This window comes from Microlunatus antarcticus (genome assembly GCF_014193425.1).
Lineage (GTDB): Bacteria > Actinomycetota > Actinomycetes > Propionibacteriales > Propionibacteriaceae > Microlunatus > Microlunatus antarcticus.
Map to the genome: position 1 here is coordinate 2,656,462 of NZ_JACHZG010000001.1, position 23,421 is coordinate 2,679,882.

Sequence of the window (23,421 nt, forward strand, 5' to 3'; positions counted from 1 at the left end):
GTCGGCCCGTGCCCTCCGACGCCGCGCCGACACCGTTCCGGTCCAGCACCTCCCCGGCCTTCCTGGAGGACCTCCGCCGACGGCTGCGCGCGACGCGCTGGCCCGACGAGCCGGCCGACGCGGGCTGGTCGCTCGGCACCGACCTGACCTTCCTGCGCGAGCTGGTGGCGTACTGGGCCGACGGCTTCGACTGGCCGGCGCAGGAGGAGGCGCTCAACCGGCTCCCCCGCCACCTGGTCGACGTCGGCGGCCTGCGGGTCCACGTCGTCCACGCCCGGGCGGTCGAGGCGGCCGGACCCGTCCTGCCCCTCGTGCTCACCCACGGCTGGCCCGACTCCGTCTGGCGCTACCTCAAGGTGATCCCGCTCCTGACCGACCCCGGCGCGCACGGGGCCGACCCGGCCGACGCGTTCGACGTCGTCGTGCCCGACCTGCCCGGCTTCGGCTGGAGCGAGCGGCCACGGCACCCGCTCAGCTCCGTCGACGTGGCCGGGCTCTGGGCGGAGCTGATGACCACGCTCGGCTACGAGCACTTCGGCGCGGCGGGTGGCGACATCGGCAGCCACGTCAGCCGCTACCTGGCGCTGGACCACCCCGACCGGGTCGTCGCCGTGCACCGCACCGACGGCGGCCTGCCCAGCCGGGCCGCGTTCCCGGACGGGCTCAGCCCCGAGGAGGACGCCTGGTTCGACGACGTCGCCGCGTGGGGCGCGGCCGAGGGGGCGTACGCCGCCGTGCACCGGACCAAGCCGCAGACCCTCGCCGCCGGGCTCAACGACTCCCCGGCCGGGCTGGCGGCGTGGATCGTGGAGAAGCTCCGGTCGTGGAGCGACGACGACGGCGACCTGTCCTCCGTCTTCACCGCCGACGAGATCTTGACCAACCTGACGATCTACTGGCTCACCGGGACGATCGGCTCGTCGACGCGGATGTACGCCGCCAACGCCGCGATCCCGCCCGCCCAGCTGGCCCGGCGGGTCGAGGTGCCGTCCGGCTTCTCGCTCTTCCCCGGCGACATCCTGCGACCGCCGCGGGCCTGGCTCGAGCGGACCACGAACCTCGTCCGCCTCACCGAGCCGGCGCGCGGCGGCCACTTCGCGGCGTTCGAGCAGCCCGAGCTCTACGCCGAGGAGCTGCGGACGTTCTTCCGGCCCTACCGGACCGCGGCGAGTCGGGCCTGACCCGCGGCCTACCCTGAAGGCCCTTCGCTCAGGAGAACCCACGATGGTCACCACCAGCGCCTGGATCGAGGCCGTGCGCTCGACGCACGACCACTTCGCCGCCGTCCTCCGCCCGCTCTCCGAAGACGCCGTCCGAGGTCGTTCGTACGCGACCGACTGGTCGATCGCCGACACCGCCTCGCACCTGGGCAGCCAGGCCGAGATCTTCGACCTCTTCCTCGACGCCGGCCTGGTCGGCGGACCGGCGCCGGGCGGCGACGTCTTCGGCGGGATCTGGGACCGCTGGAACGCGCTGCCGCCGACCGAGCAGGTCGCGCAGAGCGTGGCCACGGACGAGGCCTTCGTGACGCGGGTCGAGCAGACCCCGGACGAGCAGCGCGAGCGGTTCTCGCTGACCGCCTTCGGCAGCGAGCAGGACCTGGCCGGGCTCCTGGCCACGCGGCTCGGCGAGCTGGCGGTGCACACCTGGGACATCGAGGTCGCCCTCGACGACACCGCCGAGGTCTGGGCCGACGCGGTCGACCTCCTCGTCGACCAGCTGCCCGCGACCGTCGCCCGGGGCGGGCACGAGGTCGACGGCCTCGAGCCGGTCGTCGTCGTCACCACGAGCCCGGCGCGCACGTTCCTGCTCACCGCCGGGAGCCCGGCGAGCCTGGTGCCGACCGACGACGCGGGCCCGGACCCGCTCACCCTGCCCGCCGAGGCCCTGGTCCGCCTGGTCTACGGCCGCCTCGACCCGGCCCACACCCCGGCCGGCCTCGACGACCCGCGCCTCCCCGCCCTGCGGACGGCGTTCCCCGGCTTCTGAGCCCGTCGAGAGCTCATGAGCCAGACACCCCCTGAGCCCAGCAACCCTCCCTGAGCCAGCCAGCTCACGCTCCCTGAGCTTGTCGAAGGGCCTCGAAGAGGTTGGCTTCTCGCCTGATGCCAACCCCTCCGGGGCCCTTCGACGGGCTCAGGGAGCGTGCTCGCGCTGGCCTTTCGCCGGATTCAGCGGGCGGCGTGCGGCGGTCCGGTGCTGGAACGTTCGACAAGGCTGGGGGCGACGAGGTCCTCGTGGGCCGGCGCCTCGGGGTCCTCGACCCGGTCAACCGCTCGGCGCACCGCGAGACGGGCCAGCGCGTCGACGTCCTGGCGCACCGTCGTCAGGTGGGCCCAGCGCGTACGGGCCAGCGGGCTGTCGTCGTAGCCGACCACGCTCAGGTCCGCGGGCCAGCGCAGCCCGGCCTGCTGCAGCACGTCCATCAGGCCCGCGGCCGACTGGTCGTTGAACACCGCCACCCCGGTGGGGCGGTCGGCCCGCGCGAGCAGCCGCCCGGCGGCCGCGGCGCCCGCCTCCTCGGTCAGCCCGCCGGGCTCGAGGTCCGCCGGTCCGAGGCCGGCCGACCCCACCGCCGTACGGAACCCGCGCCGCCGCTCGTCCGCCCCGGCGGCCGACCCGCCGTCGACGTGCACCAGCCGGGTGTGCCCGAGCTCGAGCAGGTGCCGCGCGGCCAGGGCGGCGCCGGCCACGTCGTCGGTCCGCACGACGTCGACCCCCGGGGCGCTCGTGGCGCGCGCGACGGAGACGGTGGGCACCGAGGCGGCGAGTCCGGCGAGCGCGTCCTCCGACAGCCCGCTGCCGAGCAGCAGCACGGCGTCGCACCGCAGGGCGAGGAGGTCGGCCACCGCCTGGCCCTCGTCGCGGTCGCCCGTGGTGCCGCTGAGGGCCAGCTCCTGGTCGTGCGAACCCGCCGCGCGGTAGAGGCCGGCGAGCAGGTCGGCGTGGAACGCGTGCCCGAGCCCGAAGACCACGCCGAGCACCCGCGTGCGGCGGCTGCTGAGCAGCCGGGCCCGGCGGTCGGGCGAGTAGCCGAGGTCGGCGGCGGCCGCCCGGACCCGGTCGCGGGTCTGCTCGCTCGCCCCGGGCACGCCGCGGAAGACGATCGACACGAGCGCCCGGGACACGCCCGCGCGCTCGGCGACGTCCGTCATCGTCGGGCGGCCGGGCACGGGCTCACCCTAGGGCCGGTCGGTTGACGGACGCTCCCGCCGCGCGGTAGAACTAGCGCGCTCTAGTCCTCTGAAGGAGATCCATGCCGCACCCGCTCGCCCCCGTCCGTCTCGGCCTGATCGGGGCCGGCCGCATCGGCACCTCGCACGCCCGCGTGATCGCCGAGCGCGTGCCCGGCGCGGTCCTCGCCGCCGTCGCCGACGCCCGGCCGGGAGCCGCCGCCGAGCTCGCCGAGGGCTACGGCGCCACCGCGTACGACGACCCCCAGGCCCTGATCGACGACCCGGGGGTCGACGCCGTCGTCATCACCGCGTCCTCGACCGCCCACGCCGACCTGATCGTCGCCGTCGCGGGGGCGGGCAAGCCGGTCTTCTGCGAGAAGCCCGCCTCGATGACCCTGGCGGAGATGGACCGGGCGCTGGCCGCGGTCGACGCCGCCGGCGTGACCCTGCAGGTCGGCTTCAACCGCCGCTTCGACGCCGGCTTCGCTGCCGCGCACGCCGCGGTCGAGCGCGGCGACCTCGGCCAGGTGCAGCTGATGCGGTCGCTGACCCGCGACCCCGGGCTGGCGAACCCGGCCGCCGTGCCGCCGTGGACCGTCTTCACCCAGACGCTGATCCACGACTTCGACGCGCTGCTCTGGCTCAACCCGGGCGCCAGCCCCGTCGAGGTGTACGCGACGGCCGACGCGCTCGTCGCCCCCGACTTCAAGGAGCAGGGCCTGCTGGACACCGCGGTCGTCGTGATCACCTTCGACAACGGCGCCCGCGCGGTCGCCGAGGCGAGCTTCTCCGCCGCGTACGGCTACGACGTCCGGGCCGAGGTCTTCGGGTCGGCCGGGATGGTCACGGTCGGCGACGGGGCCCGGTCCAGCCTGCGCACCTTCACCGCGCAGGGCGCCGCGTACGACACCGCGCGCGGCGACGTCGAGCTGATGATCGACGCGTACACGGGTGAGTTCGTCGAGCTCGTGGCCTCCGTGCGCGAGGGTCGGCCGCCCGTGGTCACCGGCCGTGACGCCCGGCGCGCGCTCGCCGTCGCGCTGGCCTGCGTCGACTCGGTCAAGGCCCACGCCCCCGTCGCCGTGACCGAGGCGGGGCTCGGCGCATGAGCCCCTTCACGCTCACCGTCTGCGCGGAGATGGTCTTCACCGACCTGCCGCTCGTCGAGCGGGTCCGCCGCATCGACGCCCTCGGCTTCGGCGTCGAGATCTGGGACTGGACGACCAAGGACGTCGACGCGCTCGTGGCGACCGGTGCGTCGTTCTCGTCGATGACCGGCTACGTCCGCGGGACGCTCACCGACCCGGAGGGCGCCGACGCGCTGCTCGCCACCGCGGCCGAGTCGGTCCCGGTCGCGAAGCGGCTCGGGATCCCGCGGCTCAACCTGCACGGCACCGGCCTCGGCGAGGGCGGCCTACCCGTCACGCCGGTCACCGAGGTGACCGGTCCGATGTGGGTCGCCGCCGTCGACACGCTGCGCCGGGTCGCCGCCCTGGGCGAGGAGCACGACGTCGTCTTCTGCCTGGAGAACCTCAACACCGCGGTCGACCACCCCGGCGTCCCGTTCGCCAAGGCCGCGGACACCCTCGCCCTCGTCGAGGCCGTGGACAGCCCGCACCTGAAGATGATGCTCGACCTCTACCACGCCCAGATCGGCGAGGGGAACCTCGTCGAGCTGTGCCGCCGGGCCGGCTCCGCGATCGGGGAGATCCAGGTCGCCGACGTCCCCGGACGCTGCGAGCCCGGCACCGGCGAGATCAGCTACCCGGCCGTCGCCCGGGCGCTGGCGGAGATGGGCTACACCGGGGTGATCGGGCTCGAGGCCTTCGCCTCCGGCGACAGCGAGCTCGCGCTCCGCCGGTTCCGGGAGGCGTTCACCCTCTGAGTGTCGGAGGCCCCTGCGAGACTCCCGGCATGCCTCGAACCGACCTGCCGGAGACCTGGGACGAGCGGGCCACGCTGCTCGCGATGCTGCAGTACACGCGCGACACCGCGGCGGAGAAGTGCGCGGGGCTGGACGCGGCGGGAGCCTCGGCCACCCCGCTGCCCGGCTCGCCGCTGATGAGCATCGGCGGCGTGGTCAACCACCTGCGCTGGGTCGAGCACTCGTGGGTCGAGACCCGGTTCGTCGACGGGCCGGACCTCGGGCCGTGGACCGAGGAGTCCCCCGACCAGGAGTTCCTGGACGGCGCGACCCTGCCGCTGGCCGAGGTCCTCGAGGGCTACGCGGCCCAGGCCTCGCGTACGGCCGAGCTCATCGAGGACCTCGACCTCGACGACCGCTCGGCCACGCCGCTCGGCTCCGGCGAGCACCCGACCCTGCGCTGGGTGCTGCTGCACCTGGTCGAGGAGAACGCCCGTCACAACGGGCACCTCGACCTCCTGCGCGAGCTCCACGACGGCACCACCGGCGACTGAGGCGGGCGTCACCGCGTGGCGGCGGGTGCTCGCGCCCGGGCTGGGTAAGTTCGTGGTCCCAGGCCAGGAGGTGCACGACAGCTGATGACGAAGGTCCTGCTGCTCAGCAGCCCGATCTTCGGGCACGTGTCCCCGATGCTCGCGCTGGGACGCGGCCTGCGGCGACGCGGCCACGCGGTCACGCTCCTGACCGGGAGCAAGTACGCGGCGTCCGTCGCCGGCGCCGGCCTGGACTTCCTGCCGCTGCCGCGCGAGGTCGACTACGACGACGCCGACCTCGAGGCGTGGCTGCCCCGGCGGGAGCACCGGACACGCATCGCCGCCGGCCGCTACGACATCACCGGCATGTTCGTCCGCCCGCTCGGCCCGCAGCACGACGCGCTGACGCGTGCCCTCGCGGCGACGCCGTACGACGCGGTCGTGGCCGACACGGCCTTCCTCGGGGTGCTGCCGCTGCTCACCGGGAACGGCCCGCGCCCGCCCGTCCTCGGCGTCTCGGTCACCCCGCTCGCGCTGACCAGCCCGGACTGCGCCCCCTTCGGCTCGGCCCTGGCGCCCGGTCGGACGGCCGTGTCCCGCTCCCGCAACCGGCAGATCGACTTCCTGCTGCGCCACGGACCGTTCAAGCCGCTCCAGGCCGACCTCGACGCCCAGCTCGTCGCGGCGGGCTCGGCGCCGTCTCCGGTCGGCTACTTCGACGTGGCCGGGCTCTTCGACCGCACGTTCCACCTGTCGATCCCGGGGCTGGAGTACCCGCGGCGCGACCTGCCGTCCTCGATCGTCTTCACCGGCCCGCTGCCGCCCGAGCGTCCCGAACTGGCCCGGGGCCCCTGGTCCCCGCCGCCCGGGAACGCGCCGCTGGTGCACGTGACCCAGGGGACGTTCGCCAACGCGGACCCGACGGCGCTGCTCGTCCCCACGCTCGAGGCCCTGGCCGCCGAGCCCGTCCGGGTGGTCGCGACCACCGGCGGCCGACCGGTCGAGGAGGTCCTCGAGCGCCTCGACGGCCCGCTGCCCGCCAACGCCCAGCTGACCGAGCTCGTCCCGTACGCCGACCTGCTCCCGCGCACCGCGGTCGTCGTGACCAACGGCGGCTGGGGCGGGGTGCAGCAGGCCCTGGCCCACGGCGTGCCCGTCGTCGTGGCCGGGTCCAGCGAGGAGAAGCCCGAGGTCGCCGCCCGCGCGGCCTGGTCGGGGGCGGGGATCGACCTGCGGACCGGACGGCCGTCGGCCCGCCGGCTCCGCCGGGCCGTGCGCGCCGCGCTGCACCAGCCCCGCTACCGCGCGGCCGCGGAACGACTCCGGGCCGAGTTCGCCGCCATGCCCGACCCCGTCGACGTCGTCGCCGCTGCGGTCCTCGAGAGTGCCCGTGTCCCGGCCGACCGCACCACCTGAGGCCGCCGACGCCGCCGACGCCACCGACGCCGCCGCGCCGCGCGAGAAGGGGCTGGCCCGCTTCGGGCTGACCCGCCGGTCGGCGGCGCTGCTCGTCGGGATGAGCGCGGCGCTGCTCGCCTCGGAGCTGGCCGAGACCGTCGTCGCCACCGCCCTGCCGACCATCGCCGCCGACCTCGGCGACCTGCGCCTGCTCGCCCTCGTGACCACCGGCTACCTCGTCGCCAGCACCGCGGTGCTGCCCGCGTACGGGTGGTTGAGCGACCGGTACGGGCGGCGCCGGCTGTTCGTCGTCGCGGTGGCCCTGTTCCTCGTGGGCTCGGTGCTCGGCGCGCTCGCCGCCGGCCCCGTCACCCTCGTCCTGGCCCGCCTCGTCCAGGGCTGCGGCGCCGGCGGCCTGCTCGTCCTCGTCCAGGCCGAGGTCGCCGTGCTCGTGCCGCTGCGGCAGCGGGCGGCCGTCATGAGCGGGGTCGGTGCCGTGTTCGCAACCGCCGTCATCGCCGGTCCGCCGCTGGGCGGCTGGCTGGCGTCGGGCCCGGGCTGGCGCTGGGCGTTCTGGCTCAACCTGCCGCTCGCGCTCGGCGCCCTGGTCGCCGCCGTGGCGCTGATGCCGCCCGGTCGGCCCGAACGGCAGGCGCGCCCCCGCTCCCCGCTCGCGGTCCTGCGCCGGCGGCAGGTCCGCTACGCCACCGCGGGCGGGCTGCTGCTGGGCGCGTCGTCGTTCGGGATGCTCGTCTACCTCCCCACCTACCTGCAGCTGGTGCTCGGGCTGAGCCCGGCATGGGCGGGCGTGCTGATGCTGGCCCTGTTCGGCGGGCTGGGCATCCTCACCGTCGTCGCCGCGCAGGTCGTCCGCCGCAACGGTCCCGTCCGCGCCCTCCTGGTCGTCGGCGCCCTCGCGGTCGCCGGCGGTCTCGCCCTGCTGGCCAGCGGCGCCGGGGGGTCGCTCGTCGGCGTCGTCCCCGCGCTGGTGCTGCTCGGCGCCGGCATCGGCTGCGTCTGGGAGGTCGTCGTCGTGGTCGTCCAGGCCGGCGTGGTCGAGGCGGAGGTCGGCACGGCCACCGGGACCAACAACCTGCTGCGCGAGATCGGCGTCGTCGTCGGCACCGGGCTGGTCGGCGCCTGGGTGACCCACCGGCTGATAAGCGCCGGCACGGTGAGCGGGGTGCCCCTCGGCACCTGGAGCCCGGAACGTCTCGCGGCCGCTACGCCCGCCGCCCAGGCCGAGGTGAGCACCGCGTACGCGGCCGCCTTCGGCCCCGCCTTCTGGGCCCTGGTCCCGGTCGCGCTGCTCGCGGCGGCCGCGTTCTCGCGGCTGCGGCCCTGGTCGCGAGCACAAGCGTGACCGTGGCCGACCCGACCGCGGACGGCACCGACCGGCCGCGCTTCAGCGTCGTGGTGCCCGCGCACAACGAGGCCGACCTGCTCGCCGCGACTCTGGAGGCGCTGGCCGCGCAGGACGTCGAGGCGTCGTACGAGGTCCTCGTCGTCGACAACGCCAGCACGGACGCGACGGCAGCGGTCGCCCGCGCCCACGGCGCCCGTGTGGTCCCGGAGCCGCGACGCGGGGTGTGCCAGGCCCGCCAGACCGGCGTCGACGCCGCCCGCGGCGAGATCATCGCCTCCACCGACGCCGACACGGTCCCGCCGCCCGACTGGCTGCGCCGTCTGGACGCCCGGCTCTCGGCCGACCCCGCCGTGGTCGCCGTGGCCGGACCCTGCCGCTACGCCGACCCGCCGTGGTGGGCCGCCGTCTTCCCGCCCGCCTTCTTCGTCCTCGTAGACCGGCTGCACGCGCGGACCGGCCGTCTGCTCTACCTGACCGCGACGAACGTCGCGTTCCGCCGCGAGGGCTTCCCCGGCTACGACGTCCGCCTCACCCAGGGCGGCGACGAGGTCGACCTGCGCCGGCGGCTCCAGGCCTGGGGCCCGGTCGCCTGGGACCCGCGGAACGTGGTCGGCACGTCCTCGCGCCGGATGGACTTCGGGCTCGTGCACACGGTGGTCGTCTCGTTCGGCTACCACTACGGCCTCAACTACGCGCTCGGCCGCCTGCTCCCCCGCCCGCCGATGGGACCGGCCCCCGCGATCCGGACGGACCAGGCCGCCACGGCCCGCCGCTGGCGCCGCGGCTGGCGGGTGGTCGCGCTCGCGACGGTCACGGTCGCCGTGCTGCGCCGGGTCCGGCGTCCACGTCCCCCGCGTTGACCGCGCCGACTGCGCCCCGCGACCGGTTGGGCCGGGACCGCAGACTCGGAGGATGCAGACGACTCACGACACCGTCCCGCCGAGCGTCGACCGTACGGCCGTCGCCCCGCTCGCCCTCGTGGTCGGCGGCTCCCGCGGTCTCGGCCTGGCCGCCGCCCGGGTGCTCGCCCGGCGCGGCTACCGCCTCTTCCTGACGTCCCGCAACGCCGAGGACCTCGAACGTGCGGCCGACCAGCTCCGGACGGAGGGGGCCACCGTCGAGGTCGAGGCGTGCGACGTCCGCGACCAGGCCGGCATCGAGGCGCTCGTCGAGCTGGTCGAGGAGACCGGTCCCATCGAGGTGCTCCTGCACGTCGCCGGTGTCATCCAGGTCGGCCCCCTGGCGTCGCTCAGCCGCGAGGACTTCCGCGAAGCGATCGACATCATGCTGTGGGGCCCGATCAACACCGCGCTGGCGATCTCGCCGCTGATGGTGAAGCGTGGCCACGGCCGGATCGGCGTCGTCACCTCGGTCGGTGGCCTGATCCCCGCGCCGCACCTGCTGCCGTACAGCACGGCGAAGTTCGGCGCGACCGGCTTCGCCCGCGGGCTGCGGTCCGAGCTCGCCGGGACCGGGGTCACCGTGACCACGGTCGAGCCCGGCCTGATGCGGACGGGCTCGCACCTCAACGCGCAGTTCGTCGGCGACCAGGGCGCGGAGTTCGCCTGGTTCTCCTCGGCCGACAACATCCCGCTGCTGTCCATGGACGCCGACCGGGCCGCCGCGCAGATCGTCGGTGCCGTCCTGGCCGGCCGGGCCGTCGTGCAGCCCACACCGCTGGCCAAGGTGGCGCAGCGGGTCGACGCCCTCGCCCCCAACGCGACCGCCTTCATGCTGGGCGTCGTGACGCGGCTCCTCCCCGACGCCCCGACGTCGTCGACGGTGCACGAGAAGATCCCCGGCCACCAGGCCCAGGACCGCCTGAGCCCCAAGGCCCGGGCCCAGGTGGACAGGCTCACCACGCTGGGCCGCCGCGCGGCCGGACGTCTGAACCAGTCGTTCCGCGACACGGGCGAGGTCACCCCGGAGCCGACCGTCCTGCGCTGAGCCCGTCGACCACGGACGCGCTGCGACAGCCCGCCCGTGGTCCCCGGCTCAGGCCGGGTCGAGGTGCGTGAGCCCCGAGACGAGCCGGGTGACGATGTCGCCCGGCCACGGGAAGGACACCGTGCTCGCCCGCTGGTGGGCGAGCCCGTGGAGCCCCAGCCACAGCGCGACCGCGTCGGCGGCGGGGTCGGTACTGGTCGCGACGCCCTCCGCGACGCACGCCTCGAGCGTGTCGGTCAGCATCCCCAGGGTCGGTCCGCCGAGCGACACCAGGTCGTTCTCGGTCAGGGCGCTCTGGCTCAGGTCGGGCATCCAGACCCCGCCGAACATCGTGCGGTAGCGGCCCGGGTGCTCGCTCGCGTAGTCCAGGTAGGCGTCGCTGAGCGCCCGCAGCCGGTTCCTCGGGTCGGTGCCGGCACCCGCCAAGGCCGCCTCCAGGGCTGCCTCCAGCTCCGCGAACGTCCCCCGGACGACCGCGAGCATGATCGACGGCTGGTCGGGGAAGTGCCGGTAGATCGACGGCGCCGCGACCCCCACGCGACGGGCGACCGAGCGGAGCGTCACCGCGTGCTCGTCCCCGGCCTCGTCGAGCAGCCCGGCCGCAGCCGCCACGATGTCGTCCCGGAGCCGCCCGCCCTCCCCACGCCGATTGCGCGTACGCGGGACGTCCGGGACCGGGGTCGTGGTGGTCGCGTTGCTCATACCGTCAGGTTACACCGCGAAACTTAAGGTCGTTAGCCCTTGCGGATCGATCGGTCAAGCCCGTATGTTTACAGCCGTAAGCACACCTTCCGATCGGAGCACCGTGAACGCCACCGCCCTTCTCGCCACCGAGGTCGTCCTGCCCGGCCTCGTCGAGCCCACCGGCCTCCAGGTCCGGACCCGCGAGCTCCCCGCTCCCGGCGCCGGCCAGGTCGTCCTCCGCATGGAGGCCACCGGCGTCAGCTTCGCCGAGCAGCAGATGCGGCGCGGCAAGTACTACGACCAGCCCGCCTTCCCCTTCGTCCCCGGCTACGACGTCGTGGGCACGGTCACCGCCGTCGGGCCCGGGACCGGCTCCGTCGTCGTCGGCGGCCGCTACGCCGCGGTGACGAAGACGGGCGGGTGGGCCAGCGACCTCCTGGTCGACGCCGTCGACCTGGTCGCCGTCCCGGACGAGGTCGACGCCGCCGACGCGGAGAGCGTGCTCGTCAACGGCATCACCGCCTGGCAGATGCTGCACCGCAGCACCTCGCTGGCCGCGGGGTCGACAGTCGTCGTGCTGGGCGCCAACGGCGGGGTCGGGTCCACCCTCGTCCAGCTGGCGCGCCACGCCGGGCTCACCGTCATCGGCACCGCGGCGCCCCGCCACCACGACGCCGTCCGGGCGCTCGGCGCCATCCCGGTGGACTACCGGGACCCCCAGCTCTATGACCGCATCCGGGCCCTGGCGCCGGACGGCGTCGACGCCGTGTTCGACCACGTCGGCGGACCCGCGCTCGCGCAGTCGTGGTCGATCCTGCGCCGCGGCGGGACGCTCGTCTCCTACGGCAGCGCCGCCACCAAGGACGACGCCGGCCGCTCCCAGCTGCCGGTCCTGAAGCTGTTCGTCCGGCTGACGCTGTGGAACCTCCTGCCCAACGGCCGCCGCGCCGGCTTCTACAACTTCTGGGCCGGCAAGCGCTTCCACGCCGCCGCCTTCCGAGCCCGCCTACGCGAGGACCTCACCCACGTCCTGCAGCTGGTCGCCGACGGCGTCCTCGTCCCCCAGATCGCCGCCCGTTTCCCGCTGGCCGACATCACGGCCGCGCTCGAGCTCGCCGAGTCGCGCACCGTCGCCGGCAAGGTCGTCATCCTCGGTGACGTCCGATGACGCACCGGCTGGTCGCCGCGCCCGCCGACCTGACCGCCCGTCCGGTCCCGTGGTCAGCCGCCGTCTCCGCCGGAGCGGCCGCGGCCCTCGTCCTGGGCGGCTTCGCGCTGCTGGCCGTCGTCCCGGTCGTCACCACCGTCGTCATCACCTCGCGGCACCACCCGCTGCGGCCGTTGCGGTGGTGGGCCGCTGGGTTCGCCGCCGTCTACACCAGCGGGCTCGTGGCGTGGGCCGTCGGCCCCGACCGGGCCCCGAGCCTGACCAAGGACCTGCACCCCGTGCACGCCGCGCTGATCGTCGCGGCCGGGCTGGCGTACGTCGTCCGCTGGGCGATCGCCCGCTGGTCGGTCAACCGGGGTCGCTAGCCGCGACCAGCGCGTCGCCGACGGGCGTCCGGGTGTAGAGCACGGAACGTCCCGTCCGCGCCCGGCTCACGACGCCGGCGTCCCGCAGGGCCGCGAGGTGGTCACCCACGCCGCCCACGCTCAGGTGCAGCGTCGCGACGAGCTGGGTGGTGGTGGCGGGTTCGTCGAGCGCCGCCAGCACCGCGGCCCGGGTCGGTCCGAGCAGGCGCGCGAGCCCGCCGGGAGCGCCGGACGGCGCGCGGCTCCACAGGGCGGCCACCCCCCGGGCGGGGTAGATGAGCACCGGCGGCCAGAGCGGCTCGAGCCCGTACGCGACCCGTGGCCAGACGAAGACCGAGGGCATCAGCAGCAGACCGCGCCCGCCGAGGTCGACGTCGTCCTCGTCCTCGTGGGCCCGCAGCTCGACGTGGCCGTCGGCGTAGCGGACGTCCGGGTGGATGTCACGCAGCGCAGCGGCCCACCCGCCCCGGGAGAGGCGGCCGGCCCGGTGGACGACGTCGCGCTCGAGGATGGCCTGCAACTGCGGCCAGTCCGGCGCCAGGAGCCGCTCCCAGGCCACGGCCAGGACATCGGCGAGGTAGGTGGTGACGTCGTCACGTCCCAGCACCGACCGGAGCCGGGCCGAGGGCTCGGGCCCCCCGCGCAGGGCTCGGCTGATCTCCTCACGGGCCTGGTCGAGCGGGGTGGCCCGGACGTCGTCCAGCAGCTCGTGGATGGTCGACGCGACCCCGCGCGGCGGCGGGACCACGAAGTCGGCGCCCCAGCCCGGTGGCTGCAGGGCGAGCACCGCCTCGACGTCGGTCTCCCGGCGCAGCATGGCGAAGCGGTCCCGGGCGCGCACCACCCAGGGCTCGGCCGGACCGCGGCCGCGTCCCCGACCGGCGACGGCCCGCATCGCGTGCACGAGCTCCCACAGCGGCGAGACGGCGAAACGGGTGCGGGCCAGGTCGTCCGGACCCACCCCCAGCCGCAAGACCTTTCGTGCCACGACGAAACAGTAGCCTCGGCCGCGCCGGCGGCGCAGGCTCGCCACGTGACCACGACCAGCACCTCCCCGCGCGTCCCCGAGCGCGGCGCGACCTACCGCGAGGTGTTCGCCGGACGCGAGGTCCGCGTGCTCTTCGGCGCCTTCCTGCTGCGCGCGCTCTCCACGACCACCGAGATCCTCGGGCTGTCCGTCCTCGTGCTCGCCACGACGGGCTCCGTCTTCTGGTCCGCGGTCGCGTACGGGATCGGCTTCACCCCCCAGCTCATCGGCGGGTCCCTCTTCACCTCGCTGGCCGACCGGCTGCCCGCCCGGACCCTGCTGGTCGTGGCCCTGCTCCTGCGGGCCCTGCCCGGGCTGCTCATCGGCCTGGTCCACCTGCCCGTCGCCGTCATGCTCGCCCTCGTCTTCGTCGTCGGGGCCTTCGACCCGGTGGGCAACGCGGCGACCGGGCGGCTGACCCGCACGCTGCTGACCGGTGACCGTTTCGTGGTCGGGCGCTCCCTCCTCAGCGCCGTCTCGTCGGTCGCGCAGGTCCTCGGGCTGGCCCTCGGCGGAGCGCTGCTGCTGGTGGTCTCGCCGCGCGGTCTGCTGCTGGTCTCCGGGGTCGCGCTGGTGATCGGCGCCGTGGTCGTCCGCACCGGGCTCGGCCACCACCCCGTGACGCACGAGAACGTCCCCGGCGGCGCCGTCCGGGCCACCCTGCGCGGCAACCGCCGGCTGCTCGCCGACCCGGTCGTCCGCGGCCTGCTGCTCGCGCAGTGGGTCCCGACCTGGCTGCTGACCGGCGTCGAGGCCCTCGTGGTCGGCTACGTGGCCCACCGGGGCTGGACGACGAGCGGGGCGAGCCTGCTGCTCGCCGCCGTCCCGGTCGGGATGCTCGTCGGCGACGTCGCGGTCGGCCGGGGCCTGACGCCGCTCCGCCGCGAGCAGGTCACGCTCCCCCTGGCCCTGCTCGCCGGGCTCGCCCTCGTGCCCTGGGCCCTCGGCCTCCCGTACGCGGCCGTCGTCGCGCTCGCCGCGGTCGCCGGGGCCGGCTTCGCGTACCACATCGGGCTGCAACGGCGGTTCGTCGAGTCGCTGCCGGAGAGCGACCAGGGGCTCGGCTTCGGCCTGCTCTCCAGCGGCCTGATGGGCGGTCAGGGCCTCGGGCCGATCGCCGCCGGGGCACTCGCTGCCCTCCTCGGACCCGCGGTCGCCGTCGGTGCCCTCGGCGGGGTGTCGGTGCTGACGGTGGTCGCGCTGCGGCGCACGTTCCGCGGTGACCGGGGACGACCCGGCGCCGACGAGCCCGCCAGGTCTTAGGCTCTGCCCACCCGCCAGGGCCGCAGGTGCGCTGGCGGCGGGAGGCACCATGACGACGCAGGACGACGACACCGTGACCGTGGTCGCACGCATCGACGCGTACGGCGGCGCCGAGCTGGTGTCGAACGGGTCACCCAGCCGCGCCCGCCTCGGCTCGATCGAGGACGCCCGCTCCTACGTCGGCCAGCACGCCCTCGACCTCGCCGCGCAGCTCGGCCGCGACGTGGTCCTCGACACCTCCGACCCGGCCGGGGCCTGGACCTTCGTGGCCCGCCCGGACGGCGCGATGGTCGAGACGGCCAAGAACCGGCCGGGCTCGGCGCCGACCACCTCCGCGCCGCCCGAGCTCGTCGAGCCGGCCGCAGCGCCGATCGCACCCCCGGACGCGGCGGCACCTGCGCCCTCGCCCTCGGCCGCACCGCCTCCTCCGGCACCCGCGGCGCCGCCCGGCAACGGGTGGTCCGGCCCCCAGCCGTGGACGCCGCCCGCGTCGGTGCGCCCCGCTGCCGCCGCCGCTCCGCTCGCGCCCCTGCCGCCGCCGCCCGCCCCGAGGCAGCCGCCGTACGAGGGACAGCCCCGCCGCGCGGCCCCCACGCTGGACGACCTCCTCGGCGGTCGCCCGGCCCCCGCGCCCGGTCCGGCGCAGGCCGGGTGGCAGGCCTTCGTGCGGAAGGCGACGTTCGGGTTGATCAAGCCCGGCCCCGGTCCGCTGGAGCTCCGCCACCGCGAGGCCGTCGCGACGATCCAGCGCTCGCTGCCGGGTCCGCGCACCGTCGTGGTCGTCAACCCCAAGGGCGGGGCGTCGAAGACGACGGCGGTCATGCTGCTGGCCGCCACGTTCGCGACGCTGCGCGGCGGCTACACCCTCGCCTGGGACAACAACGAGACCCGCGGCACGCTCGGCTGGCGCGCCGTCCCGGCCCGCCACACCAACACGGCCGTCGACCTGCTGGCCGACCTGGAACGGTTCCAACAGGTGCGCGGCGCCCGCGTCGGCGACCTCGACAACTACGTCCGTACGCAGGGGGCGGCCCAGTTCGACGTGCTCGCCTCGGACGAGGACCCGGCCGCGTCGGCCTCCATCGACGCGGACGCGTTCCAGCGGCTGCACGGAACACTCAGCCGCTTCTACCGGATCCTCGTGATCGACACCGGCAACAACATGCGGGCGAGCAACTGGGAGGCCGCGATCGAGGCCGCCGACCAGCTGGTGATCGTGTCGACCATCCGTGAGGACACCGCCGCCAGCGCCGCCTGGCTGGTCGACGGGCTGCGGGCCAAGGGCCACGGCGACAAGGTCGAGCACGCCGTGACGATCCTGTCGGCGCCGGCCTCCTCGAACGACACCCTGCTCTCGTCGCGGCTGCACGACCACTTCGCCCAGCTCACCCGGGCCGTCGTCGACGTCCCGCACGAGCCGTCGCTGGTGGCCGGCGGCCCGATCGACTTCGCCGCCCTCTCGAAGCCGTCCCGCGACGCCTGGGTCCTGGCTACGGCGAAGGTGGCCGAGGGCCTCTAGACCCCCGTACGCCCCGTTCCCCCGGCACACCCTGCTCGCCCGGGTCGGCACACCCTGCTCGCGCGGGCATACCCCGCTCGCTCCGGCACACCCTGCAGGGTGTGCCGAGACGAGCAGGGTGTGCCGCGACAAGGAAGGTGTGCCGACGCCGCCGAGCGCGACGCCTCGCTGGCTAGGGTGAAGTCGTGACTGTCGTCTGCGTGCCCGATGCCGAAGCCGTCCAGCTGCTGGGTGACCTGCCCGAGGGGGTCGAGGTCGTCGTCTGGAACGGCGAGCCCGAGCGCCCGGAGCGGCTCGCGGAGACCGAGCTCTGGGTCCCGCAGGTCGAGGACTCCAGCGACCTCGAGAACAAGCTCGCAGCCATGCCGGACCTCAAGGTCATGCAGCTGCTGAGCGCGGGCGTCGAGGACGTGCTCGGCCAGATCCCGGACGGCGTCCAGCTCTGCGACGCCCGCGGCGTCCACGGCGGGCCCGTCAGCGAGCTCGTGCTCGCGCTGATCCTGGCGACCTACCGCCAGATCCCGCACTTCGTCCGCGCCCAGGAACGTGGCGCCTGGGACGACGCCCAGGGCGAGGACCTGATCGGCAAGCGGGTGCTGGTCGTCGGCGCCGGCGACCTGGGCGAGCAGACGGCCAAGCGGCTGGTCGGCTTCGACGCGAAGCCCGTGCTCGTGGCCCACTCCGCCCGTGAGGGGGTTCACGCCACGTCCGAGCTGCCGGACCTGCTCCCCGACGCGGACGTCGTCGTGCTCACCGTCCCGCTGACCCCGGCGACCGAGGGCATGGTGGACGCCGAGTTCCTCGCCGCGATGCCCGACGGCGCGCTGCTCGTGAACGTTGCCCGCGGCAAGGTCGTCGACACCGACGCCCTGCTGGCCGAGCTGACCGCGGGTCGCCTCCGCGCGGCCCTGGACGTCGTCGAGCCCGAGCCGCTGCCCGAGGGCCACCCCCTCTGGAGCGCGCCGAACGTGCTGATCACCCCGCACGCCGCCGGCCACGTCAAGGCGTCCGGTGCCCGCGCGTACGCCCTGGTCAAGGCTCAGATCGAGCGCTTCGTCCGCGGCGAGGACCTCGAGAACGTCGTCACCGGCGCCTACTAGGTCGGTTCGTCCCACCTGTCCCGGGTTTTTCACGTCCACGTGAAAAACTGGCGCCGACCACGGCAGATCTGCCGTGCTCAGCGCCAGTCTTTCGTGGTCACCCGGCAGGACGACCGGCGCACCGACCCGTCGAGGCCGTATACACCCGTCGACATCCGTCGGCACCGCCCGGGGCGTCGGCGCCCCTACCCCAGGAGCGCGCGCACGGACTCCGGGTCGGCGTACCAGTCGATCGCGCTGCCGGTGTTGTGCGCCGGGAACGCACCCGGTCCGAGCCCGGCGAGCGCCCGCCACGTGTCGCCCCAGAGGGCGTCGAGGCCGGTGAGGATCTCGGCGCGGTTGTCCTCCGACGTCCGCCCGACCCGCGTCATGGTCACGCGGCGGAGGTGGTGCACGTACGCCTGCTCGGTCACGACGCACCGCCAGCCGGCCCGGCGGGCCCGGAGCGCCCAGTCGACGTCGGCGCCGTAGCCGTGCTGCGGGAACGCGGCCGTGTCCATCGGGCCCACCGCGACGACGGCCTTGACCGCGAACGCGATCGCGGTCCCGTCGCAGAAGGCCACGTCGCGCACGCTGTCGCGGGGCACGTACGCCTCGGCGTCGGCCGGGACGCGCGACGCTCGCTGGTGCAGCCAGAAGTCGTCGTAGCAGGCGGCCGCGATCGCCACGTCGCCCTCGACCGCGCCGACCAGGCCGCGCAGGAAGCCGCGCGAGAGCCGGGTGTCGTTGTTGAGCAGCACGACGACCTCGTCGCCCTCGGCCTGCGCCTGAGCGAACGCCCAGTTGGCCGTGCCGATCCAGCGGAGGTTCTCCCCCGTCCGCACGACCTCGACCCCGGCCGCCCAGCCGGGCAGCACGTAGTCCCCCTGGTTGTCGACGACCACGAGCCGCAGCCACGCGGGCAGCAGCGGGTCGTCGCGCAGCAGGTCCCGCAGGACCGCGTCGGTCAGCTCGGGTGACCCGTACGCCGGGACGGCCAGGAGAGTTCGACGCACGCGAGCAGGTTACGTGCTCCCGGGCGACGACGAGGCGACGAGCAGGCGGTCGAGCAGGGCGGCGAGCCGGCGCTGGTCGGCAGCACCGAGAGAGCCGGTGAGCCCCTCGAGGGAAGCGGTCACCGCCGCGTAGAGCCGGTCGGCCAGGTCGAGCCCCGCGGCGGTGAGGGAGACGTCCACGGCACGACCGTCGCCCGGGCTCGCGGTCCGCGCGAGCAGGTCCCGCCGTACGCCGCGGTCGACCTGGCCCGTCACCGTCGACCTCTCCAGGCCGAGGTGGTCGGCCAGCGTCGACACCCGGACGCGGTCCCGGTCGCGGAGGATCGCCAGCACCCGGAGCTGGGTCAGCGAGAGGTCGTGCTCGGCGCACAGCCGGTTGAGCAGGGCCATCACCAGGAAGGTCGTCTGGGCCAGTGCGCTGACCAACGGGTCCTCTCGCTCGGACAGACGGCCGAGCCGAAGCTCCGGATCTGGGGGCACGACCTGACCCTACACCTTGCGTTAGGTGGGTTTACGAACTAGTTTGATTCGTAGATCCAACCAACTGCTTCGTGCTTCCGGGCGCGGACGAGGAGTGATGACGATGCACGCAGCCGTGGTCTCCCGCTACGACGAGGCACCCCGGTGCGCCGAGGTCGACGAACCCGAGGCGTCGGGTCCCCACCAGGTGGTCGTCGAGGTCCTGGCGTCCGCCCTCAGCCGCCGGGTGCTCTCCCAGGCCGACGGCTCGCACTACACGAGCGACGGCGTCCTGCCGATGGTGCCGGGGGTCGACGGCGTGGGTCGCTCCCCCGACGGCACGCTCCGCTACTTCGTGCTCCCCGGCACCGGCCTGGGCGCCATGGCCGAGCGCACCGTGATCGACCTGAGGCGCAGCGTGGAGCTGCCCGCCGACGCGGACCCCGTCCTCGTGGCCGCGGCCATGAACCCCGCCATGTCGTCGTGGGTCGCGCTGCGGCGACGGACGTCGTTCGCGGCGGGTCAGAAGGTCCTCGTGCTGGGGGCGACGGGCAGCGCCGGGCGGATCGCCGTGCAGATCGCGAGCGGCCTGGGCGCGTCGTCGGTGGTCGCCGTCGGGCGTGACGCGGACAAGCTGGACCGCCTGACCGTGCAGGGCGCGGACGTCGTGGTCGACCTCTCGCTCCCCACGGCGGCGACCGCGCTCGCCGTCGCGGGGTCGGACGTCGACGTGGTGCTCGACTACCTCTGGGGCGCTCCGGCGGCCGACGCGCTGCGCGCGATCGTCCCAGCTCGGGCCGACGACGACCAGGCGCTGACCTGGGTCCAGATCGGTTCCGTCGCCGGGGCCGACTCCCCCGTGCCGTCGGCGGCGCTGCGCGCCACGAACCTCGCGATCGTCGGTTCCGGGCAGGGCTCGGTGTCGACGCGCGCGATCGTCGCCGAGCTGCACACCCTCGTCGGCGAGGTGCTCGGCGGCCGCCTCGCCGTCGAGCCCCGACCCGTGCCGCTCAGCCAGGTCGACCGCGCCTGGGCCGCGTTCCCGACGACCTCCGAGCGCCTGGTGATCGTGCCCTGAAGGCCGTCCGTCGGACATCGGCGCGGATCCGACCGGGCAGTCGCGGTCGGATCCGCACCGATCCCGACCGGGGCCCACTAGGTTCCTGCCTCGTGGGCTTCACCAAGGCGCAGCTGGCGACGTACGCGGACGCGAGCGTCCCCGACCTGGTCGGTCGGGACCCGCGGCTCGTCTTCGTCGGGATCAACCCGGGCCTGTGGACCGCCGCCGTGCAGACCCACTTCGCGCGTCCGGGCAACCGCTTCTACCCCGCGCTGCAGCTCGCCGGGATCATCGACCGGACGATCGACCCCGCGACGGGGCTGACCGACGACGACCGCGTCTACTGGCTCGCCCGGGGCCTCGCCAACACCAACCTGGTCAACCGCGCGACCGCCCGCGCCGACGAGCTCCACCCCGACGAGCTCCGCGCGGGGCGGGCCCGGCTGGAGGCCTTCGTGGAACGGCACCGGCCGCGGGTCGTCGCGGTCGCGGGGATCACCGCCTACCGCACCGCGTTCGCCGAACCGAAGGCGAGCACGGGCGAGCAGGCGCACGGGATCGGCCCCGAGGGCGCGCGGGCCCGGCTGTGGGTCGTGCCCAACCCGAGCGGGCTCAACGCCCACGACACGGTCGCCAGCCTGGCCGCCGCGTACGCAGAACCGGCCCGCGCCGCCGGCCTGCTGCCCGACGCCCAGCTCCGGGCCCGCGCTCCCGCGCCACCCGGTCGCGACCTCTCGACCGTCGAGCGCACACCGGGCGATTAGGGGCGTGTGCTCGAATGGCAGGCATGCCCAGCCGCACCGATCCCTGCGCCAGGTGACGCGCGTGCCCTCGACGCCCGCCGCGTACCCCGTCAGCGAGCACGTCCTCGACAACGGCCTCCGGGTCCTGCTGAGCCCCGACCACGGAGCACCCGTCGTAGCGGTGAACCTCTGGTACGACGTCGGCTCGCGCGACGAGGAACCGGGCCGGACCGGCTTCGCCCACCTCTTCGAGCACGTGATGTTCCAGGGCTCCGCGAACGTGGCCTCCGGCGCCCACATCGGCCTGCTGCAGGCGGCCGGCGCCTCGGTGAACGCGACGACCTGGTTCGACCGCACCAACTACTTCGAGACGCTGCCCGTCGGCGGCCTCGACCTCGCGCTCTGGCTCGAGGCCGACCGGATGGGGAGCCTGCTCGACGCGCTCACCGCCGAGAACCTGAACACCCAGCGCGAGGTGGTCAAGGAGGAGAAGCGCCAGCGCTACGACAACGTCCCGTACGGCGACGTCATGCAGCGTCTCAACAGCCTCACCTTCCCGCCGGAGCACCCGTACGGCCACACCACGATCGGCTCGATGGCCGACCTGGACGCAGCCAGCCTCGAGGACGCGCACAACTTCTTCCGGCGCCACTACCTGCCGAACAACGCCGTCCTGTCCGTCGTCGGCGACGTCAGCGAGGACGACGCGCTGCGCCGCGTGGAGCGCTACTTCGGCGGCCTGGCCGCCGGCGAGCTCCCTGCGCACCCGCAGACCGGCGTGCTCCCCCCGCTCGACGGCACGGCCCGCGAGGAGACCTCCGCCGACGTGCCCGCCGAGGCCGTCTACCTCGCCTGGCGGCTGCCGGCCCGGGGCACACGGGCGTTCGACGCGCTCGACCTGTTCTTCAGCGTGCTCGGGCACGGCCAGACCTCGCGCCTGCACCGCGCGCTGGTCCGCGAGGCCGAGGTCGCCGAGAGCTCGGGCGCGGCCAGCACCGGCCTCATCGGCGGCAACTCCTTCGGCTACGCGTACGCCCGGGCCCGCGGCGGCCAGGACCTCGCCGAGGTCGAGGACGCCCTCGTCACCCAGATCGACCGCCTGGCGGCGGAGGGCCCGACCGACGTCGAGCTGCGCCGTGCGAAGGCGCAGTACGAGCGCCACTGGCTGCACGAGCTCTCCCGCGTCGACAGCCGCGCCGACGCGCTGTCGGAGTACGCGACCCTCGAGCACGACCCCGGCCTCGTCAACACCCGCATGGCCGAGGTCGACGCCGTCGAGCCGGACGACGTCGCGGCCGCGGTCGGCGAGTGGTTCAGCAGCGACCGCCGCGCGACCCTCCTCTACCGGAAGGCCTCCGCATGAGCACGCCCCTCTCCTGGCAGGCCGACCCGCAGCCCGCGGTCGCCGCCCCCGGCAGCTGGTCGTTCCCGGAGCCGGCGCTCAGCACGCTCGGCAACGGCATCGAGCTGGTCTGCTTCGACCTGCCCGGCCAGCACGTCGTCTCCGCCCACCTGGTCCTCGACACCCCGCTGAACGGCGAGGACCGCGACCTCGAGGGCGTCACGACGATCGCTGCCCGCACCCTCGACGAGGGCACGCGGACCCACCCGGGCGAGGAGTTCGCCGAGCTGCTCGAGACCGAGGGCGCCGGCTTCGGCATCGAGGTCTCGCTCTCGGGCTTCCAGGCCGTCCTCGACGTCCCCGCCTCGCGCCTCGAGCGGGCGTTCGAGCTGTTCGCCGAGGCGATCACCCAGCCGCAGATCTCCGACGCCGACGTCGACCGGCACGTCCAGATCCGGCTCGCCCAGATCGAGCAGGCGTACGCGAACTCGGCCCAGCTCGCGTCCATGGCCTTCCGCGAGTCGGTCTTCGACCCGGCCAGCCGCGCGTCGAGGATGAGCGGCGGCGAGGCGGCCAGCGTGGCGCGCGTCGACGGTGCGGCGGCCCGCCGCCACCACGCCGAGCAGGTCGGCCCGGCCGGCGCGAGCCTCGTGCTCGCCGGCGACTTCGGCGGCGTCGACCCGCACGCCCTGGCCGAGCGCTGGTTCGGCGGCTGGTCCAACGACGCCCAGGTCCGGACGCCGCACGAGCAGACGTCCCCGGGACCCCGGCGGCACGTGGTGCTCGACCGGCCCGGCGCCGTGCAGGCCGACGTGCGCTTCGGCGGCTTCGGGATCGACCGCACCGACCCGCGCTGGCCGGACGCGAGCGTGGCCACGTACGCGATGGGTGGAGCGTTCCTGTCCCGGCTCAACGCCGTCCTCCGCGAGGAGAAGGGCTACACGTACGGCGTGCGCATGTCGCTCACCCCGCTGCGCGCGGGCGGCAGCTTCGCCATCGGCGGTTCGTTCCGCACCGACGTGGTCGCCGACGCCGTACGCCTCGCCGGCGAGCTCGCGGACGTGGCGGACCGCCCGTTCACGGCGGCCGAGGTCGTCGACGCCGTGACCTACTCGACCGGCATCTCCCCGCTGCGCTACGCGACCGCCGACGGTGTTGCCGACCAGGCCGCGGTCAACCGGCTCGTGGGGTTGGGCGACGACTACGTGACCCGGAACCTCGCCCAGCTGCGCGAGGTCACGCCGGAGTCGGCGACGCAGGCGTACAGCTCGCTGGTCGACGTCGACGCCCTCACCCTGGTCGTCGTCGGCGACGCCGCCGTCATCGCCGACCCGCTGCGCGAGCTCGGGTTCACCGACCTCGAGGTCGTGCACCCCGAGGCCTGACCTCGAGCGCACCGCACTCTCGTCCTG

The 23,421-nt window shown here is 75.0% G+C and carries 23 protein-coding genes; 18 read left to right on the forward strand and 5 right to left on the reverse strand.

The features are described from left to right. Positions 1–8: 8 nt before the first annotated feature. On the forward strand, positions 9–1,181 hold the full coding sequence (locus FHX39_RS12420; RefSeq protein WP_183338862.1) for an epoxide hydrolase family protein: 1,173 nt from the start codon (positions 9–11) through the stop codon (positions 1,179–1,181). A 43-nt stretch (positions 1,182–1,224) separates the two neighbouring features. After that, a complete protein-coding gene (locus tag FHX39_RS12425) occupies positions 1,225–1,989 on the forward strand; it encodes a maleylpyruvate isomerase family mycothiol-dependent enzyme (RefSeq protein WP_183338864.1) in 765 nt (254 codons plus the stop codon). Between the two features lie 182 nt (positions 1,990–2,171). On the opposite strand, the gene FHX39_RS12430 is transcribed toward FHX39_RS12425, so the two are convergent. Further along, on the reverse strand, positions 2,172–3,173 hold the full coding sequence (locus FHX39_RS12430) for a LacI family DNA-binding transcriptional regulator (protein WP_332836803.1): 1,002 nt from the start codon (positions 3,171–3,173) through the stop codon (positions 2,172–2,174). Between the two features lie 83 nt (positions 3,174–3,256). On the opposite strand from FHX39_RS12430, the gene FHX39_RS12435 reads away from it, so the two are divergent. The 7 genes from FHX39_RS12435 to FHX39_RS12465 all read left to right on the forward strand — a co-directional run bounded on the left by FHX39_RS12435 (position 3,257) and on the right by FHX39_RS12465 (position 10,284). Beyond that, positions 3,257–4,285 carry a Gfo/Idh/MocA family oxidoreductase gene (locus tag FHX39_RS12435; RefSeq protein ID WP_183338866.1) on the forward strand — a complete coding sequence of 343 codons (1,029 nt, stop codon included), beginning with the start codon at positions 3,257–3,259 and terminating at the stop codon, positions 4,283–4,285. Next, positions 4,282–5,061 (forward strand): TIM barrel protein, encoded by a 780-nt coding sequence (locus FHX39_RS12440; protein WP_183338868.1) that lies wholly within the window; start codon positions 4,282–4,284, stop codon positions 5,059–5,061. The genes FHX39_RS12435 and FHX39_RS12440 overlap by 4 nt, the downstream gene beginning before the upstream one ends. A 29-nt stretch (positions 5,062–5,090) precedes the next feature. Next, entirely contained in the window at positions 5,091–5,594 is a 504-nt protein-coding gene (locus tag FHX39_RS12445) for a DinB family protein (protein WP_183338870.1), read from the forward strand. Positions 5,595–5,678: 84 nt separating this feature from the next. Next, entirely contained in the window at positions 5,679–6,989 is a 1,311-nt protein-coding gene (locus FHX39_RS12450; RefSeq protein ID WP_183338872.1) for a glycosyltransferase, read from the forward strand. Then, positions 6,964–8,334 (forward strand): MFS transporter, encoded by a 1,371-nt coding sequence (locus FHX39_RS12455; RefSeq protein ID WP_183338874.1) that lies wholly within the window; start codon positions 6,964–6,966, stop codon positions 8,332–8,334. The genes FHX39_RS12450 and FHX39_RS12455 overlap by 26 nt, the downstream gene beginning before the upstream one ends. A gap of 2 nt (positions 8,335–8,336) precedes the next feature. Continuing rightward, on the forward strand, positions 8,337–9,197 hold the full coding sequence (locus FHX39_RS12460; protein WP_183338876.1) for a glycosyltransferase family 2 protein: 861 nt from the start codon (positions 8,337–8,339) through the stop codon (positions 9,195–9,197). A gap of 52 nt (positions 9,198–9,249) precedes the next feature. Continuing rightward, positions 9,250–10,284, forward strand: coding sequence for an SDR family NAD(P)-dependent oxidoreductase (locus FHX39_RS12465; protein ID WP_183338878.1), 1,035 nt, complete (start codon positions 9,250–9,252; stop codon positions 10,282–10,284). Positions 10,285–10,332: 48 nt separating this feature from the next. Here FHX39_RS12465 and FHX39_RS12470 read toward each other — a convergent pair whose 3' ends face one another. Further along, a complete protein-coding gene (locus FHX39_RS12470) occupies positions 10,333–10,986 on the reverse strand; it encodes a TetR/AcrR family transcriptional regulator (protein ID WP_183338880.1) in 654 nt (217 codons plus the stop codon). 103 nt (positions 10,987–11,089) lie between these two features. On the opposite strand from FHX39_RS12470, the gene FHX39_RS12475 reads away from it, so the two are divergent. Together FHX39_RS12475 and FHX39_RS12480 are read left to right on the forward strand one after the other, a co-directional pair. After that, a complete protein-coding gene (locus tag FHX39_RS12475; protein ID WP_332836804.1) occupies positions 11,090–12,136 on the forward strand; it encodes a medium chain dehydrogenase/reductase family protein in 1,047 nt (348 codons plus the stop codon). Further along, positions 12,133–12,501, forward strand: coding sequence for a hypothetical protein (locus FHX39_RS12480; RefSeq protein ID WP_198423379.1), 369 nt, complete (start codon positions 12,133–12,135; stop codon positions 12,499–12,501). Before FHX39_RS12475 ends, FHX39_RS12480 begins: the two co-directional genes overlap by 4 nt. On the opposite strand, the gene FHX39_RS12485 is transcribed toward FHX39_RS12480, so the two are convergent. Continuing rightward, on the reverse strand, positions 12,485–13,489 hold the full coding sequence (locus tag FHX39_RS12485) for an ArsR/SmtB family transcription factor (RefSeq protein ID WP_198423380.1): 1,005 nt from the start codon (positions 13,487–13,489) through the stop codon (positions 12,485–12,487). The two genes, FHX39_RS12480 and FHX39_RS12485, sit on opposite strands and share 17 nt — an antisense overlap. Before the next feature lie 45 nt (positions 13,490–13,534). Here FHX39_RS12485 and FHX39_RS12490 point away from each other — a divergent pair, with 45 nt between their 5' ends. The 3 genes from FHX39_RS12490 to FHX39_RS12500 all read left to right on the forward strand — a co-directional run bounded on the left by FHX39_RS12490 (position 13,535) and on the right by FHX39_RS12500 (position 17,410). Continuing rightward, the gene (locus FHX39_RS12490; RefSeq protein ID WP_183338884.1) at positions 13,535–14,791 is read left to right on the forward strand and encodes an MFS transporter; all 1,257 of its coding nucleotides are present in this window, start codon (positions 13,535–13,537) and stop codon (positions 14,789–14,791) included. Between the two features lie 49 nt (positions 14,792–14,840). Next, positions 14,841–16,310 carry a MinD/ParA family ATP-binding protein gene (locus tag FHX39_RS12495; protein ID WP_183338885.1) on the forward strand — a complete coding sequence of 490 codons (1,470 nt, stop codon included), beginning with the start codon at positions 14,841–14,843 and terminating at the stop codon, positions 16,308–16,310. A gap of 185 nt (positions 16,311–16,495) precedes the next feature. Further along, a complete protein-coding gene (locus FHX39_RS12500) occupies positions 16,496–17,410 on the forward strand; it encodes a 2-hydroxyacid dehydrogenase (protein WP_183338887.1) in 915 nt (304 codons plus the stop codon). A 185-nt stretch (positions 17,411–17,595) separates the two neighbouring features. Here FHX39_RS12500 and FHX39_RS12505 read toward each other — a convergent pair whose 3' ends face one another. Both FHX39_RS12505 and FHX39_RS12510 read right to left on the reverse strand, forming a co-directional pair. Next, on the reverse strand, positions 17,596–18,405 hold the full coding sequence (locus tag FHX39_RS12505; RefSeq protein ID WP_183338889.1) for a glycosyltransferase family protein: 810 nt from the start codon (positions 18,403–18,405) through the stop codon (positions 17,596–17,598). Between the two features lie 9 nt (positions 18,406–18,414). Beyond that, positions 18,415–18,831 (reverse strand): MarR family winged helix-turn-helix transcriptional regulator, encoded by a 417-nt coding sequence (locus FHX39_RS12510; protein ID WP_198423381.1) that lies wholly within the window; start codon positions 18,829–18,831, stop codon positions 18,415–18,417. Between the two features lie 151 nt (positions 18,832–18,982). Between FHX39_RS12510 and FHX39_RS12515 the strand changes: the two genes are divergently transcribed. From FHX39_RS12515 to FHX39_RS12530, 4 genes are all read left to right on the forward strand, one after another. Beyond that, entirely contained in the window at positions 18,983–19,942 is a 960-nt protein-coding gene (locus FHX39_RS12515) for a quinone oxidoreductase family protein (protein WP_232530623.1), read from the forward strand. 92 nt (positions 19,943–20,034) lie between these two features. After that, positions 20,035–20,688 (forward strand): mismatch-specific DNA-glycosylase, encoded by a 654-nt coding sequence (locus FHX39_RS12520; RefSeq protein WP_183338891.1) that lies wholly within the window; start codon positions 20,035–20,037, stop codon positions 20,686–20,688. Between the two features lie 61 nt (positions 20,689–20,749). Continuing rightward, positions 20,750–22,030: a M16 family metallopeptidase gene (locus FHX39_RS12525; RefSeq protein WP_332836805.1), complete on the forward strand. Its 1,281-nt coding sequence runs from the start codon at positions 20,750–20,752 to the stop codon at positions 22,028–22,030. Next, on the forward strand, positions 22,027–23,394 hold the full coding sequence (locus FHX39_RS12530; protein WP_183338895.1) for a M16 family metallopeptidase: 1,368 nt from the start codon (positions 22,027–22,029) through the stop codon (positions 23,392–23,394). Before FHX39_RS12525 ends, FHX39_RS12530 begins: the two co-directional genes overlap by 4 nt. The last annotated feature ends 27 nt before the right edge of the window (positions 23,395–23,421 follow it).

Coding starts and splice junctions, on each gene's coding strand:
- FHX39_RS12425 (WP_183338864.1), top strand. CDS start 1,225: ATGGTCACCACCAGCGCCTGGATCGAGGCCGTGCGCTCGACGCACGAC.
- FHX39_RS12435 (WP_183338866.1), top strand. CDS start 3,257: ATGCCGCACCCGCTCGCCCCCGTCCGTCTCGGCCTGATCGGGGCCGGC.
- FHX39_RS12440 (WP_183338868.1), top strand. CDS start 4,282: ATGAGCCCCTTCACGCTCACCGTCTGCGCGGAGATGGTCTTCACCGAC.
- FHX39_RS12445 (WP_183338870.1), top strand. CDS start 5,091: ATGCCTCGAACCGACCTGCCGGAGACCTGGGACGAGCGGGCCACGCTG.
- FHX39_RS12450 (WP_183338872.1), top strand. CDS start 5,679: ATGACGAAGGTCCTGCTGCTCAGCAGCCCGATCTTCGGGCACGTGTCC.
- FHX39_RS12465 (WP_183338878.1), top strand. CDS start 9,250: ATGCAGACGACTCACGACACCGTCCCGCCGAGCGTCGACCGTACGGCC.
- FHX39_RS12470 (WP_183338880.1), bottom strand. CDS start 10,986: ATGAGCAACGCGACCACCACGACCCCGGTCCCGGACGTCCCGCGTACG.
- FHX39_RS12480 (WP_198423379.1), top strand. CDS start 12,133: ATGACGCACCGGCTGGTCGCCGCGCCCGCCGACCTGACCGCCCGTCCG.
- FHX39_RS12495 (WP_183338885.1), top strand. CDS start 14,841: ATGACGACGCAGGACGACGACACCGTGACCGTGGTCGCACGCATCGAC.
- FHX39_RS12515 (WP_232530623.1), top strand. CDS start 18,983: ATGACGATGCACGCAGCCGTGGTCTCCCGCTACGACGAGGCACCCCGG.
- FHX39_RS12530 (WP_183338895.1), top strand. CDS start 22,027: ATGAGCACGCCCCTCTCCTGGCAGGCCGACCCGCAGCCCGCGGTCGCC.